Raw genomic sequence first — 18,895 nt, 5'->3', positions numbered from 1 at the left:
TTCTAAGCAGTAAAGCGTCGATCCTGAAATAAAAAAACCGCCGGTGCAAACCGGCGGGTTTTTATTTATTGCTGACTACGCCTTAATCAACGGAATTTGTATTCCGCGGTCAGGCGCAGGCTGCGGCCCTGCACGTCGGTGATGCTCTGCGGGATCACGCCGCCGCCATCGCTCGAGAACGCACGCAGGTCGACCGGCGGACGATGGTCGAAGATGTTGCGCACGAAGGCCGACAGGGTCCAGCCCTTGAAGCCGCGGTAGCTCACGTTGTAGTCCCAACGCACGTAGGACGCCTTGCGGCACTCCGATGCGCTCCAGCCGGCGTCGGCACAGCCGGCGATGGTGTAGCTGTCATCGTAGTAGTCGCCCTGCAGCGAGGTCGCTTTCTCGAAGTTCGCGCGGATCGAGTGCGTGAAGCCGCGGTTTTCCAGGCTGACGGTGGTGTTGGCTACGATCTTCGGCGCGTCGTAGCGGCCGGCCAGGTTGTCGCCGTACGAACCCAGCGTCGAGCTGTAGTAGCGCAGGTCCATCAGGTAGGTGGCGTTGGCATCCACGGTCATGCGACCGATCGGGGTGCCGAAGCGCGCGCTGCCGGTCAGGTCGAGGCCGCTGGTCTTGGTCTTCGACACGTTTTCGAACCTGCCCGAGGTGCCCAGCAGTGCCGGGGTCGTGACGCCGTACTTGGCTTGTTCGGCCGCGGTGAAGGTCTTGTCGTTGGCCAGGGTGCCGCGCTCGATCACGCCAGGCGCCTGGTCGGCTTCCGCCGCCAGCAGTTCGGCGGTGCTCTTCAGGCCGATCTCGTCCTTGCGTTCGATGTGCCAGTAGTCGAGCGAGAAGCTGTAGCCCTTGACCGGTTCGACCACGAAGCCGAGGGTGGCGCTGCGCGAGGTTTCCGGCTTCAGCTCCGGATTGTTGCGCACGTTGCTGAACACGCCGGTGGCGCACTCGTTACCTTGAACCGTGTCAGCGCGAGCCAGCAGGGTTTGCTTGGCCGGATCGCTGTCCGGCAGGGCTGCAGCCTGGGCCTGCAGGTCGCGTTGCAGGGCACGTGCCGCAGGGCAGCGCTTCGGATCGACCACGCCGTTGTCGAACGCAAACTTGCTCGACTGGGCGCTCTCGGTCAGGTTCGGCGCGCGGAAGCCGGATTCGATGGTGCCGCGTAGCATGAACTCCTTGTTGGCGGCGTAGCGGAAGGCCAGCTTCGGCGAAACGTGGGCATCAAAGTGCTCGTACTTGTCGACGCGGGCGGCGCCGTTCAGTTCGAGCTTCTCGGTGACCGGCACGTTGATTTCCGCGTAGGCGGCGCCAGTGGCGCGCTTGGCATTGGCGCTGGCCGAACCGTTGCCGACGATGTCGCCGTTCAGCAGGTTGGCGCTCGGGCTGATGTCGAACTTCTCGTGGCGCAGTTCGCCACCGATCGCCATGCCGACCGAACGGCCGCCGATCTGGGCGATTTCGCCGCTGATCTTGCCGTCGATGAAGTACTGGGTGATCTTGCCGTCATAGCCGTATTCCGGGAATAGGGTGTTCAGCACCTGGGCGGAATTCTGCTGGCCGATCTTGTAGTCGTGGTTGAAGAAGTTCGGATCGATTGGGTTGTAGTTGGCGTCGTACTGGGTATAGTCGCCGATGACTTGCTTGAAGCCGCTGGCGCTGAACGTGCCGCGCTGCTTCATCTTGGTCTTGCTGCCCATGGCGCCGACTGCGGTTTCCCAGTCGTACTTGCCCCAGCTGCCGCGCAGGCCGGTCAGTACGCGGTACTGGTCGCTCTTGACGCTGCTGTTGCTGCCGGCATCGGCGAAGCGATAGCGGAAGTCGGCCTGCTCGCCGGTCGGGTTGATCGGGCTGTTGGCCGCCAGCGGCAGGTAGGTGAAGACCTGGCGCTGACCGGTGGCCGGGTTGCCCCAGATGGAATCCGACACGGTGGCGCCGTAGGTCGGGAAAGCGCTCATGTAGTCGGTTTCGGTGTGCGAGTAGAGCACTTCAGCGAAGGCGTCGACGTTTTCGTTGATGCGCAGCTTGCCCGATACCAGCGCGTTGGCGCGCTTGGCTTCCGGGACGGCCTGGAAGCGCGAGAAGCGGTCGTACTGGCACAGGCGCGAGACGACGGTGGTGCAACCGGTGACTGCGCCGCCGGCGCCGGTCTCGAAACCGAGGATGTTGCCCGGATAGCTGTACGACGACGGTGCGCCACGGTTGCCGAAGAGCTTGCCGCTGCCCGGGGCGACGGCGCTGAACTTGTCGCCGTAGGCCGGGTTGATGTCGTTCACGACCTGGCGCCAGTTGACATCGTCGCGCTGGTACAGTTCGACGTTGGCCAGGACGTTGTAGCCGTCCTGGGCAAAGTTACCGAAGCCGCCGGTAATGCTGGCGTTGCGGCTCTTGAATTCGCTGTTCTTCAGCGACTGGTTCTGGGTAGCCTTGATCTGGATGCCCTGGTAATCGCTGCGGGTGATGATGTTGATCACGCCGGCGACGGCGTCGGAGCCGTACACGGCCGAGCCGCCGTTGCGCAGAACTTCGACGCGCTCGATCGCGTCCATCGGCAGCGAGTCGAGGTTGGTGAAGACTTCGTTGTAGTCGGCCAGCGCGTACGGTGCCACGCGGCGCGAGTTCAGCAGGATCAGGGTCGACTGCTTGCCCAGGTTGCGCAGCGATGCGGACGAGGCGCCGCCGGCGAACGAGTTGCTACCGCCAATGTCGGTCAGGCTGCTGGAAGCCGAAGTCAGGGTTTGCAGCAGTTCGGTCACGGTGTTGGCACCGGTGCGCACGATGTCTTCGCGCTTCATGATCGTCACCGGCGTGGAGGTTTCCGCATCGATGTGAGCGATGTTCGAGCCCGTCACCACGACCTTTTGGATCGGTTTGTCGGTCTCAACCTGTTGAGCGAATGCCACAGGAGAGTAAGCCAGGGCCAGAGCGACCGCCAGCGTGCTTTTTTTATATAGGGTTGGATTCACCACAAATCTCCGAATGTAAAGACGAGTCATCTGGACAGGGTTCTGCCCAAAATGGCTCAGGCGCATAATCTGAACGCACAGTTTATTACAGTCAAGTTACAAAGCTTTACGTAGCACAGATACAACACATTTAGCCATGTAGACATGGAGGGGGAGTATCTTGCAGCTTTCTGAGGCGAAAAACGTAAAGGTTCGGGGGAGTATTTACATGGTGGCTGGTGTCAGATTCGGAAAATACATATATTGGTGAAATTTTATTGAACGGTCGGCTGCAGTAAATGTGTCATAGGGAGCCAGGGAGGATCGGCGGATGATCAGGCTGCCATGAAAAAAGCCGGTCATGTCGACCGGCTTTTCTTTGTAGGCGTGTTGCTGCAGCGTCAGCCGGAGTTCAGCGCGCCTTGGGCCACGGCGTCAGGATCTCGAACCCGTTCTTCGTCACCGCGATCATGTGTTCCCACTGCGCCGACAGCGAGCGGTCGCGCGTGACCACCGTCCAGCCGTCGTCGAGCTGTTCGACGTCGGCCTCGCCGAGGTTGATCATCGGTTCCACCGTGAAGGTCATGCCTTCCTTCAGCAGCAGGCCGGTATTGGGGCGGCCGTAGTGCAGCACCTGCGGCTCTTCGTGGTAGATCTTGCCGATGCCGTGGCCGCAGTATTCGCGCACCACCGAGTAGCCGGCCTTTTCGGCCAGGGTCTGGATCGCATGGCCGACGTCGCCCAGGCGCGAACCCGGACGCACGGTGCGGATGCCCGCCATCATGGCGTCGAAGGTGGTGTCGACCAGCTTCTTCGCTTCCGGGCGCGGGGTGCCGGCGAAGTACATGCGGCTGGTATCGCCGTGCCAGCCGTCCTTGATGACGGTGACGTCGATGTTGATGATGTCGCCGTCCTGCAGGATGTCGGCCGGGTTGGGAATGCCATGGCAGACCACGCCGTTGACCGAGGTGCACAGCGTCTTTGGAAAGCCGTGGTAGCCGACGTTGGCGGGAGTGGCTTTCTGCACCTTGCGGATGTATTCGTTGCAGCGTGCGTCGAGTTCCTCGGTCGAGACGCCGGGCACGACGTATTCGGAGATCATTTCCAGCACTTCGGCAGCCAGGCGGCCGGCGACGCGCATCTTTGCAATGTCTTTTTCGTTCTTGAGTTTGATAACCATGGTTCGTTTCTTGTGAGCCGACCGTACATCATACCTTTGCCGGATAAAAAATGCCCGCCGGGCGAACCTGGCGGGCATTGGTCAAGCCTTGCGACGGTATCAGAAGGCCTGGTTGTAGCGCACGTACACGAAGCGGTCGATCGGCAGGTTGGCGTCGACAGCCGACGACGACGCGGCACCCAGCACGGTGAAGCGCGCCTTCTTGTCGAACACGTTGTTCGCGCCGACCATGATCTGGCCTTTCCACGGGGTCTTGTACGACACGCTCATGTCGTTGTAGACCATCGCGCCCAGCTTGTTGTAGCCGGTGCCGAAGCCGGCGGTGCCTTCCGGATTGGCGCACGACAGGTCGTCGTAGCACAGGTCCTTGATGCGGCCGAAGTAGCGCGCGGTCCAGGTGGCGGACCAGTTGCCCAGGTTCCAGTCGAGGGTCAGGTTCGACTTGGTGCGGTAATAGGCGACGCCGTTTTCATCGTATTCGCCCAGGTAGCTGGTGTAGTCGGCGCCGGCTTCCGCCTGCTCGCGGTACTTGGTCACGAAGGTCGAGTCCGAACGCAGGCTGAACTGGCCGTACCGGGTACGCGGGAAGCGGTACGAGAACGACAGGTCGAAACCTTCGGTTTCCAGTGAGCCGATGTTGGCGTTGCCGCGTGCCAGGTTGACGATCTGGCCGTCGGCGTCACGCACGATCGAACTGCAGTACGACGAGACGCTCTGCAGGTAGCAGTACGACAAGACGTCGTTGGCGCTGATGCCGGTGATCAGGTTGTCGACCTTGATGTTGTACCAGTCCAGCGAGCCCGAGAAGCCAGGCAGGAAGGACGGGCTGTACACGAAGCCCAGGGTCTTGGTCTTGGCGGTTTCCGGTTGCAGCGCGTTGTTGCCGGCGCCCGACAGGAACGGTGCGATGCCCTGCGCGCCACGCGCGCTGGTGATCGCGGTCCTGCTCTGGTCGACCTGGCGGAAGCCGGCTGGCACGCCGGCGCAGGCTGCGCTGCCCACGGCCGAACCGAAGGTGGTGTCGCACGGATCCAGGTAGGTATCGTAGCTCTGCGAGCCGCCGCCGAAGGTGTCGCCGACGCTTGGTGCGCGGAAGCCTTCAGCCCAGGTACCGCGGACCAGCACGTCCTTGACCGGCTTCCACATGAAGCTGGCCTTGCTGTTGGTGGTGCTGCCGAAGTTGCTGTAGTCCGAGTAGCGGGTGGCCAGGTCGACACTCAGGAGTTCGGCGAAGGTCACGCCCTTCAGGATCGGGATGTTCGCTTCCAGGTAGGCTTCGCGCACCTGGTACTTGCCGCGGGTCGGGTTGCCGGCCAGGTCGGTCGAGTAGCCCGATTGCTCGAACTGTCCCGGCTGCTCGTAGCCGCGCACTTCCCGGTGCTCGAGGCCGCCTGCTACGCCAAGCATGCCGGCCGGCAGTTGCACCAGTTCGCCGCCGATGTTGGCGGTGGCGCTGTTGATGGTGCTGCCGTAGGTGGCCTGGCCGGTCGACATGATGTAGGCCAGGGCCGCCGGGGTCGAGGCGGTCGGACCGCCGATGATATTGAACGGGGTGCACTCGGCCAGCGGGATCGGGCTGGCCGCAGTGCCGCACTGTACGACGCCGCTGCCGTTCAGGAACGACGGACCCAGGGCGCGCTTCAGGTTCAGCAGGTTGATGTTGCCGGTGCCCATGGTGGTGCCGCGCACTTCGCTGTGGTTGTAGCCGACGTCCCAGTTCCAGGCCTTGCCCTTGACTTCGAAGTTGCCTGACAGGGTCGCGTCGACGTGCAGGGTGCGGCTTTCGTTGTCGGTGGTACGAGGCACCTCGATGGTGCGACGTGCGAACGACAGGTCTTCACCGAACGGGTTGTAGTAGCTGCTGCCCGAGATGTACACCGGATAGTTCGGCTGGGTGGTGCTCTGCAGCGGGTAGCCGGCGATGGTCGCGGTCGACTTGCGCTGCGAGTACATCGCGGTGGTGGTGAACTGGGTGTCGTACGGCAGGTTCAGCGAGCCTTTTGTGAACAGCGTGTCCAGGCGGTTCGGCATCTGGAACATCATCTGGCTGGCGCTGTTGAACTTGTCGTCCGGTGAACTGCCGTTATAGGTGTGGTAGTTGGCGATGTTGCGGCTGTCGGCGCCAACGCCACCCGGGTGGTTGAGCACCTGATTGACCACGTTCTTGCTGTTGATCGAATTGACGCGGCCCCACGGGCCCAGGCCCAGGCCGTCTTCCGGATACTGCGGGCCGTTCGGGTAGGCGGTGATCTCGCGGTCGCGCGCCCACACGGTGCCCTGTTCGGTGTGCGACAGCCCGAACATCACGGATGCCTTGTCGGTATTCGCGCCATAGCTCAGCGAGAAGTCCTTGTTGCGGCCGTCGCGTTTGTCGTTGGCGCCGGTGTACAGGCTGACCTGGCCGCCATCCATGCTCTTCTTCAGGATGATGTTGACCACGCCGGCGATCGCGTCCGAGCCGTAGATCGAGGAAGCGCCGTCCTTCAGGACTTCGATGCGCTCGATCATGGCCGACGGGATGGTCGACATGTCGGTGTAGCCGTTGACGGTCTGGGTCCAGCGCTTGCCGTCGACCAGGACCAGGACGCGGTTCGAGCCCAGGTTACGCAGGCTGATGTACTGGCCGCCGTTTTCGTTGTTCGAGGTCAGTGCGCCACCGCGGCTGAAATCCGGGGTGCCGGCCGACGACAGCTGGTTCAGTACGTCACCGACCGTGACCAGACCGCTTTTCTGGATCTGTTCCTGGTTCATGACCTGGATCGGTTGCGCGGTTTCGATGTCGACCTGGCGGATGCGGGAGCCGGTGACTTCGACGCGCTGCAGCGGTGCGGTTTGCGCTTCTTGGGCGTTTGCCGCATGCATCCCGAACGCGACGCCGCTGACGCACAGCAGGCGGATCGACCGGGACAAGACTTTTTCCATCATTGGATGACTCCTGGGTTGGGACACAGCTTCGGGTACGAGCCGGGGCGGGTGACGCCGCGGCTTTGCTGAAAGCAATGCGTTTTGCATGCTTTGCACTCTGGCAATGGAAGCATTTCTACTGATGTGCTGTCAATAATGAGACATACATATTGTGAACTGTTGCATGGATGCGTATTTACATTTTCTTTCATTTAATAAATTTTCATGCCTCGAAAATCAGTAAATTCAGCTATACGGACATGTCATTTCGAGCTGGAAAAATCGGCAATACACATTTGATTAACTGTGTCCAACATGAAACAATCAAGGCATTTTGTTGCACCGCGCTGGTGCGCGGAAAGCATGGGGGAATCGCATTTCGACCTGGAAATACGGTCGAACATCAGCCTTGCCAGTAAGGCTTCATGACGGTGCATGCGGACTCGACTGCTGCAACGCGAAATGCCAGGGAGGTGGAGAGGGGAACGAATTGCTGGATGGCGTCCCGCCGCTGGACGCGCAAAGGCAGAGGTGTTGCGCGAATAATACAAAGCCGCCGCAGAGATGCGGCGGCCGAAAGGGCAATTTTAGAACGACTGGTTGTAGCGCACGTAGAAAAAGCGGTCGATCGGCCGTTCCGGGTCCACCGCCGAGGACGACGAGGCACCGCCCAGCGCGCTGCCGGCGTCGTAGACGATGGTCGGCTTGCGGTTGAACACGTTGTTGGCGCCCGCCAGCAGGCGCGCCTTCCACGGCAGCGCATAGCCGATCGAGAGGTCGCTGTAGACCATGGCGCCGAGGCGGTTGTAGCCGGTGCCCCAGCTGGTCTTGTCATTCGGGTTGCTGCACTCCTGGTTGAGTGGCGCGCTCCAGCAGTGCACCTTGATCTTGCTGTAGTAGCGCGAGGCCAGGGTGGCGCTCCAGTTGCCCAGGCTCCAGTCGAGCGCCAGGTTGGACTTGACCCGGTTGTAGCCGTATTCGCCGGCATAGTGGAGCGGGGCGGCCGTCACGGTGCTGCGGGTATCGTACTTGTCGACGTAGGTCGTCTCGGTGCGGATGTTGAACTGGCCGAGGCCGGTGCGCGGCAGGCGGTAGGCCAGGCTCAGGTCGATGCCCTCCGTCGCCAGTTCGCCCAGGTTGAAGGTGCCGCGCGACAGGCTGACGATCTGGCCGGTGACCGGGTCGCGCCGGATGCGGTCGCAGAAGGATTGCACGTTTTCGATGTAGCACTGGTTGATCTCGAACACCGAGGTCACCGAGGTGATGCGGTTCTTCACGCGGATATCGAACCAGTCGAGCGCCACCGACAGGCCGCTCAGCCAGGACGGGCTGTAGACCAGGCCCAGGGTGCGGGTGGTCGCGGCTTCCGGCCGCAGCGCGCCGTTGCCGAAGCCGACCTCGAACGGCACCGGGGTCTGGGCGCCGGAAGCCGGCACCGGGACGCCGGCCTGGTTGACCTGGCGGAAGGTGACCGGCACCCCGGCCGCGGTGCAGCGCGCCTTCACCGCCGGGGTCCTGGCGGCTTCGCCGTACAGGCTGTCGCAGGCGTCCAGGTAGGAGTCGTAGCCTTGCGAGCCGCCGCCGAAGCTGTCGGCCAGCGCCGGCGCGCGGAAGCCCTCGGCGTAGGTGGCGCGCACCAGCAGGTCGCGCACCGGTTTCCACAGCAGGCTGGCCTTGCTGTTGGTGGTGCTGCCGAAGTTGCTGTAGTCCGAATAGCGCGAGGCGATGTCGAGCGCCAGGCTGCGCATCAGCGGCAGGTCCTTCAGCAGCGGGATGTTGAATTCGAGGTAGGCTTCGCGCACGCTGTACTTGCCGATGGTGGTGTTGCCGGCCAGGTCGCTCGAATAGCCCGACTGCTCGAACTGGCCGGGCCGGTCCTCGCCGCGCACCGAGCGGTGCTCGAGACCGGCCGCCACGCCGAGCGCGCCGGCCGGCAGCGTCAACAGTTCGCCGGTGATGTCGGCGGTGGCGCTGTTGACGGTCGAGCCGTAGGTGGCCTGGCCGACCGACATCACGTAGTTCAGCGCGGCCGCGGTCGAGGCCGACGGGCCGCCCAGGATGTCGAAGGGCACGCATTCGGCAAGCGCGATCGGGGCCGCCGGGGTGCCGCACTGGACCACGCCGCCGGCGTTGCGGAAGGACGGCCCGAGCGCCTTTTTGAGGTTGAGCAGGTTCAGGTTGCCGGTCGAGCGCACGTCGCCGTGGATGGTGCTGTGGTTGTAGCCCAGGTTCCAGGTCCAGGGCTTGTCCAGCAGCGCAAAGCTGCCTTCGAGCACGGCGTCGACGTGCAGGGTACGGTTTTCGTTCTCGCTCACGCGCGGCACTTCGATGATGCGGCGGTAGAAGTACAGGTCCTGGCCGGGACCGGTGGCGCCGATGCCCTGGCTGCCGTAGGGATTGTAGTAACTGTTCCTGTCGATATACACCGGGAACTTGAGCTGGGTCTGCGAGTTGAGCGGGTAGCCGGCCACCTGGCGCGACGACAGGCGGTCGGCCAGCATCGCGGTGACGCGCAAGCGCGTGTCCCGCGGCAGCGCGATGCTGCCCTTGGTGAACAGCGTCGTCAGCCGGGTCGGCGACGTGTACATCATCTGCTGGGTCGAGTTGAACAGGTCGGCGTCGGCGTTGGCGTAGGTGTGGTAATTGAGCCGGTCGCGGCTGTCGCTGCCGGTGCCGCTGCCGTCGTAGCTGCCGGTGTGGTTCAGGTACTGGTTGAAACCGCTGGCGAAGCCGTTGGCGGCGACCTGGCGGATGCGGCCCCAGGGACCCTGGCCGAAGCCGGCATTCAGGTGCGCCGGGCCGTTGGTGGTGGCGGTGATGGCGCGGTCCCTGGCCCACACCGCGCCCAGCTCGCTGTAGCCGAGGCCGACCATGATGCTGGCGCGCTCGTTGCCGGCGCCGTAGCTGAGCGACAGGTCCTTGCTGCGGCCGTCGCCGAGTTCGTTGCGGCCGGTGTAGACGCTGGCCTGGCCGCCTTGCACGCTCTTTTTCAGGATGAAGTTGACCACGCCGGCGATCGCATCCGAGCCGTAGATCGCCGAGGCGCCGTCCTTCAGGATCTCGATGCGCTCGATGAAGGCGGCGGGGATGGTCGAGACGTCGGTGTAGCCGGCCACGGTCGTGGTCCAGCGCTTGCCGTCCACCAGCACCAGCAGGCGGTTCGCGCCCAGGTTGCGCATGTTGATGAACTGGCCCCCCTGTTCGCGGCTCGCGCCCAGCGTCGAGCCGCGCGAGAACGCCGGCGTGCCGGCCACCGACAGGTTGTTGATGATTTCGCCCACGGTAACCAGCCCGGTCTTCTGGATCTGTTCCTGGGTCATCACCTGCACCGGCTGCGCCGTTTCCAGGTCGACCTGGCGGATGCGCGAGCCGGTGACCTCGACCCGCTGCGGCGTCTCCGTGACGGCGCCGGTGCCGATGGCCTCCGCTGTGGCCTGCGCCTGGGCCGGCGGCAGGGCGGCCGGCAGGGTGGCGAACAGGCCCAGCGTGATCCTGATATGTCGTTGCATGAGATCCTCTCCTGAAGGACAACACACTAAACGTCTGTATCAGATCATTCTGTATTGACGAGTGTCAATGCAAGGTAAATACATATGACACGCCGGGGGTAAAAAACAACACGGTCACGCGCCGAAGCAACTGTGCCACAAACGCATCACGACCTCGGCATGCGCCGCCACCAGCGCCGGATCGACGCGCGCATTGTCCTGGCCTTGCAGGCGCACCTGGTGCTGCAGGCGGCGCAGCGCGCGGTAGGCGCTGGCCGTGTCCTGGGCCAGGCCCCTGTCGATCAGGTCGAGGTCGCCGCACAGGCGCAGCAGGGCGATGTTGCCGCTGTTGGCCGTCAGCTGCGGATAGCGCGCGGCGTAGCGCAGCACCAGGTACTGGACGATGAACTCGATGTCGATCATGCCGCCGGCATCCTGCTTCAGGTCGAAGCGGCCGCTGTGGTTCGGGTGGGCGCCGCGCATGCGCTGGCGCATGGCGACGACTTCCGTGCGCAAGCGATCGCCCGACTGCGCCGCATCGGCCTCGCGGTCCTGGCGCAGTACGGCTTCGCGGATCGCCTCGAAGCGGGCGCCGATGGCGGCGTCGCCGGCGCAGAAGCGGGCGCGCGTCAGCGCCTGGTGTTCCCAGATCCAGGCCGAGGCGCGCTGGTAGCGCTCGAAGGCATTCACCGAGGACACCAGCATGCCGCTGGCGCCGTCCGGCCGCAGCGCGGTGTCGATGTCGAACAGGATGCCGGCCGGGGTGTGGCTGGTCATCCAGGTGATGAAGCGCTGCGCCAGCTTGGCATAGTTGGACGGGGCCAGGTCGTCGTCGTCGTCGAACAGGAAGATGACGTCGAGGTCGGACACGTAACCCAGCTCCTTGCCGCCCAGCTTGCCGTAGGCGATGACGGCGAATTGCGGCACCTCGCGGTGGCGGCTGGCGATCGTGCGCCAGGCGCGCCGCACGGTTTCGCAGACGATCAGGTCGGCCAGCGCCGACAGGTGGTCGGCCAGGCGTTCGACCGACAGTTCGCCCGCCAGGTCCAGCGCCAGCAGGCGGAACATCTGGGCGTGGTGGGTTTCGCGCAGGATGTCGAGCTGGCGCTCGGTGTCGCCGTCGGCAGCGTCGAGCTGGACTTTCAGGCTGTCGGCCAGTGCCGGCAGGTCGTCGGCGAAGCTGGCGGCGCTGTTGCCGCGGTCGTCCAGCAATTCGTCGAGCAGGATCGGATGCTGGGTCAGGAAGGTGGCGGCCCAGCCGCTGGCGTTGATCATGCGCAGCACGCGCTCGAGCGTGTGCGGATACTCGGTCAGCAGCGACAGGTAGGCCGAGCGGCGCGCGATCGCCTCGAAGAAGTCGAGCAGGCGGCCGAGCGTGGCCGCATGGCTGCCGAGTCCGCTCTCCTGGACGACGGCGGCGATCTGCGGCAGCGCCGCGTTGACCAGCGCCAGCAGCCGGTTGCGGCTGGCTTCGGGCAGGGTCTGCAGGCGCGGCGCCTGCCAGGTCGCGACCAGGCGCTCGGCGGCGGCTTTCGGCTCGTCGAAGCCGAGGCTCGCCAGGCGGTCGGCGATGGCGCCGCGGTTGTCGGCATCGCTGGTGGCGTCGATGATCGAGGCGCCGGGGTCGACGTTGTCGGCGCCGGCGCTTTTATCGGCGAAGATGGCATCGAACTGGGCCGCCACGAAGGTGCGCCATGCGTCCAGGTGCACCAGCAGCGCCGCTTCGTCGGCCAGGCCCATCATGCGCGCCACCGTCTGGCGGTCTTCGGGCGAAACCGGCAGGGTGTGGGTCTGGGCGTCTTCCAGGTATTGCAGCCGGTGTTCCAGGTTGCGCAGGAAGGTATAGGCGTCGAGCAGCTGCTGGACGATGTCGGCGGTGAGCAGCTCGCGCTCGGCCAGCAGCCCCAGCGTCTTGCGGGTCGAGCGTTCGCGCAGGGCCGGATCGCGCCCGCCGCGGATCAGCTGGAACACCTGGGCCAGGAATTCGATCTCGCGGATGCCGCCCCGGCCCAGCTTGACGTTGTGGCTGCGTTCCGGATGCAGGCGTTCCTGGCGGTTGACCTCGGCGCGGATCTGGGCGTGCATGGTGCGGATCGCATCGATCACGCCGAAGTCGAGGTAGCGCCGGAACACGAAGGGGCGGACGATGGCGTCCAGCGCCGCGATGTCTTCGGCATCGCCGGTGACCGCGCGCGCCTTGACCCAGGCATAACGTTCCCATTCGCGCCCTTGTACGATCAGGTAGTCCTCGACCATGTTCAGGCTCGCCGCAAGCGGACCCGACTTGCCGTTGGGCCGCAGCGCCATGTCGACGCGGAAGGTGAAACCGTCTTCGGTGATTTCCGACAGGGCGGCGATCAGCTTGCGGCCCAGGCGCACGAAGAACTCGTGGTTGGACAGGCTGCGCTGGCCCGGGCCGGCCTGAGTGTCGCCATCCTCGGGGTAAACGAAGATCAGGTCGATGTCGGAGGACACATTGAGTTCGAACCCGCCGTGCTTGCCCATGGCCAGCACCATCATTTGCTGGGGCCGTCCGGATTCGGCCCCGACCGGCATCCCGTGGGTCGCGGTCATCTCGGCCATGAGCTCGGCCAGGTGGGCCTGCACGGCGAAGTCGGCGAAGCGGCTCATCGCGGTGACGACTTCGTCGAGATCGGCCTGGCCGTCGAGATCGCGCTGGATCAGCCCGCAGATGAGGAGGTTGCGCAGGCGGCGCATGGCGCGTCCGAGCGGCAGCCGGGTGCCATGCGGGCCGGCGGCGGCTTCGTGCTCCAGCGCTGCGCCGAGATCGAGCCGGGCCAGCGATAATGCTGTCAAGCCGGCCAGGCGCGCAGCACGCGCCGGATCGGCGGCCAGCCAGCGCTGGTAAAAGCGCGACAGGGTGGCAAGGGAAGCTTCAAGATTGACAACAGTATTCATGACGCGGATCCAGACGAGTTATGCGTTCCGGGACGCTTGCTATGCGGTAAAATTGCCCGCCTGCCCAGGTTGGCATGATGTTAAGGGAGTTGATGCCACAGTTGCAAATTGTTGCAATCGGTTTATAGGCACATCTTCATTGTACGAATAGTCTGAATCTGCGCGGCACGGAAGCGACATTACCAAAGTTATATAGCGGCGAGTCTTTTTGAGCATATTGATGCACGACCCGGAACAGCAGGCAGCACGCGCACGGCAGGCGGGGCGGGACTCCGCCCATGCCGGCGCCGACACGCCTGTCGCCGACGCCAATCTGGCGGATGGCCCAGCCGAGGACGCGCACGCGGTCGAGGCGCACGCCCACCTGCCGCTGGCCGAACGCTGGTGCCGCCTGCGCACCGCCTACCGCTATGCCAACCTGGCCTCGCACCACGTGCTCGGCTTCACGCTGAAGGCCGGCCTGCTGGTCTATTTCGCCTTCATGCTGCTGTTCCTGGGGCTGCGCTACGCGGTGCTGCCGAACATCGACCTGTACAAGCCCGACCTCGAACGCGCCGCCAGCCGCGCGCTCGGCAACCCGGTCACGATCGCCCGCGTGTACGCCTCGTGGCGCGGCCTGCACCCCAATTTATATCTCGGCGACGTGCGCCTGCACGACCGCGCCGGGCGCCAGCTGCTGGCGCTGCCGTCGGTGTCGGCCACGCTGTCGTGGTGGACCTTCGCCGCCTTCGAGCCGCGCTTCGAATCGCTCGAGATCAACCGTCCGCAACTGGACGTGCGGCGCACTCTAGATGGCGTGCTGCAGGTGGCGGGCGTGCGCCTGGACCCCAAGAAAGAAGAGGGCGGCGGCGCCGACTGGCTGTTCCGCCAGCGCGAGATCGTGGTGCGCGAAGGGCGCATCGACTGGACCGACGGCCTGCGCGGGGCGCCGCCGCTTGCGCTGCGCGACGTCACCCTGGTGCTGCAGAACCACTGGACCGCACACCGCTTCGCCCTCAAGGCCACGCCGCCCGGCGCGCTCAGCGCCCCGCTCGACGTGCGCGCCCGCTTCACCCATCCGGCCTTCGGCGCGCGCCCGTCGGACACGCTGCGCTGGAAAGGCGAAGTCTATGCCGACCTGCGCAATGCCGACCTGGCGGCCTGGAAACAGTATCTCGACTACCCATTCACGCTCGAGCGCGGGCGCGGCTCGGTACGCGCCTGGCTGAGCTTCGACCAGGCACGCCTGGCCGGTTTCACGGCCGACCTCGGCCTGGCCGACGTCGGTGCGCGGCTGGCGCCGGATGCGCCGCCGCTGCAACTGGCCCGGGTCAGCGGGCGCCTGTCGGCACGCGAGGAAATCCGTCCCGGCGCCGGCGAGGGCAAGCCGACCTTTGGCGCCCTCGGGCACACGGTCGGCATCGAGGACTTTTCGGTGGTCATGCGCGACGGCACGGTGCTGGCGCCGGCCACGCTGTCGGAATCGTGGCGGCCCGCCACCCGCACCCGCCCGGAGCGGGTGGAAGTGCGGGCCGACCGCGTCGACCTTGGCGCCCTGGCCGCGCTGGCGGCCCAGATGCCGCTCACGCCGGCCCAGCGCACGCTGCTGGACGGACTGGCGCCGCGCGGCCGCCTGCTCGACGTCGACGCCGAATGGGAAGGGCGCCTGCCGCACCCGAGCGCCTACCGCGTGCGCGGCCAGGCTGAAGGGCTGGGCATCGACGCGCTGGCGGCCCAGGCCGAGCCGGCCCGGCCCGCCGTCCCCGGTTTCCGCAACCTGTCCGGCAGCATCGACGCCAGCGACCGCGGCGGCAGCATCACCCTCGATTCCAGCCAGCTGGCGCTGGCGCTGCCGGCCTGGTTCGCCAACCCGGACATGGTGTTCGACCAGCTCGGGCTGCGCGCGCGCTGGTCGTGGCCGCAGGACGACCGGCTGCTGGTCGAGGTCGACGGCATGAATTTCAGCCAGGGCGCGCTGAAGGGCACGCTGTCCGGGCGCCACCTGCTGCCGCTGAACGCCGCGCACGGGGTCGCCGGGCCGGGCAGCGCCGACCTGAATGCCACGATCGACAACTTCGACATCGCCAGCATCGGCCGCTTCCTGCCGCTGTCCACCCACGAAGGCTTGCGCGACTGGCTGACCGGCGCGCTGCAGGGAGGCACCCTGCACGACGCGCGCCTGCGCCTGCGCGGCGAGCTGGCGCACTTCCCGTTCAAGGGCGACAGCGCCGCGGAGCGCGCGCGCGGCGAATTCCGCGTCAGCGGACGCATCGAGAACGGCAAGCTGGAATACGCGCCGGCGCACCGCCAGCCCGACGGCAAGACCCCGCTGTGGCCGCTGGCCGAAAACATCAACGGCAGCATCGTGTTCGACCGCGCGCGCATGGACATCCACGCCGACAGCGCGCGTACCCTCGGCATCGCGCTCAACAACGTGCGCGCCACCATCCCGGAGCTGGGCTCGCACGAATCGGTGCTCGACATCGACGGCAACGCCGCCGGCGCCCTGCAGGACCTGCTGCACTACGTGGCGGTGACGCCGGTACTGGAGTGGATCGGCCACTTCACCGAAGACGCGCGCGCCACCGGCTCCGCCAAGCTGGGCCTGAAGCTGCACCTGCCGCTGGCCAACCTGCACGATGCCAAGGTCCAGGGCGCGCTGCAGCTGCAGAACAACGACGTCACCCTGTTCCCCGAACTGCCGCCGATCCAGGCTGCGCTGGGCCGGGTCGAGTTTTCCGAGCACGGCGTCAACCTGAACGGCGTCGGCGCCAGCTTCCTCGGCGGCCCGCTGGTGCTGTCGGGCGGCACCCAGCGCGAGGGCGGCATCGTGATCCGCATGGCCGGCACGGCCACCGCCGACGGCATGCGCCGCACCCAGTCGCTGCCGGCGCTGCAGCGCCTCGGCGCCAAGCTGTCGGGCAGGGCGCGCTTCGGCGGCAGCGTGACCGTCAAGGACCGCGCGACCCAGATCGTGCTCGACTCCACCCTGGCCGGCCTCGGCGTGGATTTGCCGGCGCCGCTCAATAAACCGGCGGCCGATGCGCTGCCGCTGCACTTTGTCCTGAACGGCCAGCCGACCGGGACGGACGGCGTCGGCCGTGACGAGATCCGCATCGGGCTGGGCAACACGTTGGCGGCGCGTTACGTGCGCGAGCGCCAGCCGCAGAAGCCCTGGGTCGTCAAGCACGGCGGCATCGGCGTCAACGTGCCGGCGCCGGAGCCGGACAGTGGCATGATGATCAACGTCAACATGAAGTCGATCAACGTCGACCGCTGGCTGGCTGTGGGGGCCGAGATCGCCGGGCAGGGGGGCAATGAAAAAGCGGCCAGCGCCGCTGCCGCCGAAGGCGCCGGCAGCGGCCCCGGCATGGCCCAGTACGTGATCCCGGATACCATTGGTGCGCGCGCCGCCGAACTGATCGTCGGCGAACGCCCGCTGCGCAACGTCGTGGTCGGCGTTACCCACCAGCCGGGCATGTGGCAGGCCAGCATCGATTCGCGCGAAGTGGTCGGCTACGTGACCTGGAACGAATCGCCGACCCGCCAGGGCCTGGGCAAGGTCACGGCGCGCCTGGCCTCGCTCGACATCCCGGAATCGACCGCCAACGAGGTCAAGGACCTGCTCGAATCGAACAAGGGCGCCAGCGCCAGCATCCCGGCCCTGGACATCGTGGCCGAGCGCTTCGAACTGTTCGACAAGCAGTTCGGCCGCCTGGAACTGGTGGCCAGCAACGCCCAGGCACTGGCCGGGCGCGAATGGCGCATCGACCGGCTGGCGCTGACCAATCCCGACGGCCAGCTGAAGGCCAACGGTCGCTGGCTGACGCGCGACGGCCGCAGCAATACCGCGCTCAACTTCAAGCTCGACATCAGCGACGCCGGCCGCCTGCTCGACCGCCTCGGCTTCCCCGGCACCTTGCGCCGCGGCAAGGGCCAGCTGTGGGGCGACGTGTCCTGGTCGGGCCTGCCGTATTCGCTCGACATCCCGAGCCTGTCGGGCCAGATCCAGATGAACGTCGAGGATGGCCAGTTCCTGAAAAAGGATCCGGGCGCGGCCAAGCTGCTCGGCGTGCTCAGCCTGCAGATGCTGCCGCGCATGCTGAAACTCGATTTCCACGACGTGTTCTCGGAAGGCCTGGCCTTCGACGGCATCACCGCCAACGCCCTGATCGCGCGTGGCGTGCTGCGCACCGACAACCTCAAGATGCACGGCGTCGCGGCCACCGTGCTGATGAACGGCAGCGCCGACATCGCCAACGAATCGACCAACCTGCACGTGGTGGTGATCCCCGAATTCAACCTCGGCACCGGCCCGCTGGTGTACGGCCTCGCGGTCAACCCGGTGATCGGCCTGGGCAGCTTCCTGGCGCAGCTGTTCCTGCGTGCCCCGGTGATGAAGGCGCTGACCTATCACATGCAGGTGACGGGGCCGTGGAAATCGCCGTCGGTGGTCAAGCTGGACAACCGGTCGCTGCCGCCGACCGCAGCGGCAGCGGCCGCCGCGGCCCCGGCGGCCACATCCAGAAAGGGGAAACAATGAACGACGCATTACGGCAACCCGCGATGGTCGCGGCGGTGCAGATGGTATCGAGCCCGGTGGTCGAGGACAACATCGCCACCGCGCGCCGCCTGATCGCCGACGCCGCCGCAACTGGCGCGCAGCTGGTGACCCTGCCCGAGTACTGGCCGATCATGGGCCGCGCCGACACCGACAAGGTGAGCCACGCCGAGCAGCCGGGCAGCGGTCCGATCCAGGATTTCCTGGCGGGCCAGGCGCGCGAACACGGCATCTGGCTGATCGGCGGCACGCTGCCGCTGGTGTCCGATGACGTCGGCAAGGTGCTGAACACGACGCTCGTGCATGACCCGCAAGGGCGCCCGGTCGGCCGCTACGACAAGATCCACCTGTTCGGCTTCAACAAGGGCGCCGAATCCTACGACGAGGCGCGCACCATCGTGCCGGGCACCACCGTCGGCGCCTTCGAGGCGCCGTTCGGCCGCGTCGGCCTGTCGATCTGCTACGACCTGCGCTTCCCGGAACTGTTCCGCGCGATGGGCGAGTGTGCGCTGATCGTGGTGCCGGCCGCCTTCACCCACACCACCGGCAAGGCGCACTGGGAAGTGCTGCTGCGCGCGCGCGCGATCGAGAACCAATGCTACGTGCTGGCTTCGGCCCAGGGCGGCCTGCATCCGAACGGCCGCCGTACTTTCGGGCACAGCATGCTGGTCGATCCGTGGGGCGAGGTCAAGGACGTGCTGGCCGAAGGCGAGGGCGTGGTCAGCGGAGCGATCGACGCCGAATTCCTGGCGCAGGTGCGCGAGAACCTGCCGGCGCTGAAGCACCGCAAGATGTGATTCCGACATCCGCTGGCGACATCACGTAGGGTGGGCACCACGTGCCCACGCGACGTTGTTGCAAATTCCTCATATATATAGCGCGGGCGTTCCCCCTCCGGTACGAACCAACTGGATATGGCACAATG

Annotated in this window: 7 protein-coding genes; 2 read left to right on the top strand and 5 right to left on the bottom strand. The window is 65.9% G+C overall.

What is annotated here, in order from left to right; translation table 11 throughout:
- Nucleotides 1–86 precede the first annotated feature (86 nt).
- From U1H99_RS16800 to glnE, 5 genes are all read right to left on the bottom strand, one after another.
- Nucleotides 87–2,960, bottom strand: a complete 2,874-nt coding sequence (locus U1H99_RS16800) for a TonB-dependent receptor domain-containing protein (protein ID WP_323142873.1) — start codon at nucleotides 2,958–2,960, stop codon at nucleotides 87–89.
- Nucleotides 2,961–3,351: 391 nt separating this feature from the next.
- Entirely contained in the window at nucleotides 3,352–4,119 is a 768-nt protein-coding gene (gene map, locus U1H99_RS16795; protein ID WP_323142872.1) for a type I methionyl aminopeptidase, read from the bottom strand.
- 99 nt (nucleotides 4,120–4,218) lie between these two features.
- Nucleotides 4,219–7,029, bottom strand: coding sequence for a TonB-dependent receptor plug domain-containing protein (locus U1H99_RS16790; RefSeq protein WP_323142871.1), 2,811 nt, complete (start codon nucleotides 7,027–7,029; stop codon nucleotides 4,219–4,221).
- Between the two features lie 581 nt (nucleotides 7,030–7,610).
- A complete protein-coding gene (locus U1H99_RS16785) occupies nucleotides 7,611–10,532 on the bottom strand; it encodes a TonB-dependent receptor domain-containing protein (protein ID WP_323142870.1) in 2,922 nt (973 codons plus the stop codon).
- A gap of 114 nt (nucleotides 10,533–10,646) precedes the next feature.
- A complete protein-coding gene (gene glnE, locus U1H99_RS16780; protein ID WP_323142869.1) occupies nucleotides 10,647–13,430 on the bottom strand; it encodes a bifunctional [glutamate--ammonia ligase]-adenylyl-L-tyrosine phosphorylase/[glutamate--ammonia-ligase] adenylyltransferase in 2,784 nt (927 codons plus the stop codon).
- 220 nt (nucleotides 13,431–13,650) lie between these two features.
- On the opposite strand from glnE, the gene U1H99_RS16775 reads away from it, so the two are divergent.
- On the top strand, nucleotides 13,651–17,952 hold the full coding sequence (locus U1H99_RS16775; RefSeq protein WP_323142868.1) for a YhdP family protein: 4,302 nt from the start codon (nucleotides 13,651–13,653) through the stop codon (nucleotides 17,950–17,952).
- Complete coding sequence (locus tag U1H99_RS16770; RefSeq protein WP_323142867.1) at nucleotides 17,949–18,767, top strand: carbon-nitrogen hydrolase family protein; 819 nt, start codon at nucleotides 17,949–17,951, stop codon at nucleotides 18,765–18,767. Before U1H99_RS16775 ends, U1H99_RS16770 begins: the two co-directional genes overlap by 4 nt.
- The last annotated feature ends 128 nt before the right edge of the window (nucleotides 18,768–18,895 follow it).

It is taken from the genome of Massilia phyllosphaerae (assembly GCF_034659755.1).
In the GTDB taxonomy this organism is placed as follows: Bacteria; Pseudomonadota; Gammaproteobacteria; order Burkholderiales; family Burkholderiaceae_D; genus Telluria; species Telluria phyllosphaerae.
This window is presented reverse-complemented; position numbering and strand designations above follow the sequence as displayed.

What these genes read in the sequence shown, in the direction of transcription:
- U1H99_RS16770 (WP_323142867.1), top strand. Translation starts at nt 17,949, where the DNA reads ATGAACGACGCATTACGGCAACCCGCGATGGTCGCGGCGGTGCAGATG.
- map (WP_323142872.1), bottom strand. Translation starts at nt 4,119, where the DNA reads ATGGTTATCAAACTCAAGAACGAAAAAGACATTGCAAAGATGCGCGTC.
- glnE (WP_323142869.1), bottom strand. Translation starts at nt 13,430, where the DNA reads ATGAATACTGTTGTCAATCTTGAAGCTTCCCTTGCCACCCTGTCGCGC.
- U1H99_RS16785 (WP_323142870.1), bottom strand. Translation starts at nt 10,532, where the DNA reads ATGCAACGACATATCAGGATCACGCTGGGCCTGTTCGCCACCCTGCCG.
- U1H99_RS16775 (WP_323142868.1), top strand. Translation starts at nt 13,651, where the DNA reads ATGCACGACCCGGAACAGCAGGCAGCACGCGCACGGCAGGCGGGGCGG.